General features: G+C 42.3%; 1 protein-coding gene. It reads left to right on the forward strand.

Annotated features, from left to right (window positions below):
- Positions 1-652, forward strand: a 652-nt coding sequence (locus ACFORE_RS02000; RefSeq protein ID WP_380434942.1) for a transglycosylase domain-containing protein, incomplete at both ends; no start/stop codon positions are given.

Consider the following 652-nt stretch of genomic DNA (forward strand, 5'->3'; position numbering starts at 1 on the left):
ATAGAAACTCAAAAGACACGGTCTTGCGTGTTATCAAATATGGGCTGATTACATTTGTAACGCTTGTCATTGTAGGTGTTATAGCTGGAGCTGGACTCTTTTTCTACTATGTGAGCAGCGCTCCAAAACTATCAGAAAGCAAGCTTTCTTCTACTAATTCGAGTTTGATTTACGACTCTAACAATAACCTTATTGCTAACTTGGGTTCAGAGAAAAGGGAAAGTGTTTCAACAGAAGATATTCCTTTAAACCTAGTCAATGCCATCACATCTATTGAAGACAAACGCTTCTTTAAACACCGTGGGATTGACATCTATCGTATTTTCGGTGCAGCTTGGAACAACTTTACCCGCTCAGGTACCCAAGGGGGGTCAACACTCGACCAGCAGCTTATCAAGTTGGCGTATTTCTCAACTAACGAATCAGACCAAACCCTTAAACGTAAGGCACAAGAAGCTTGGTTAGCCCTCCAAATGGAGCGTAAGTACACCAAGGAAGAAATCTTGACCTTCTACATCAACAAGGTTTATATGGGAAATGGTAGCTACGGGATGCTGACAGCGGCTAAATCTTACTATGGCAAGGACCTCAAAGACTTGTCTATTGCCCAATTAGCGCTTTTAGCAGGGCTTCCTCAAGCACCAAGCCAATA

Source organism: Streptococcus alactolyticus (genome assembly GCF_042649785.1).
In the GTDB taxonomy this organism is placed as follows: Bacteria; Bacillota; Bacilli; order Lactobacillales; family Streptococcaceae; genus Streptococcus; species Streptococcus alactolyticus.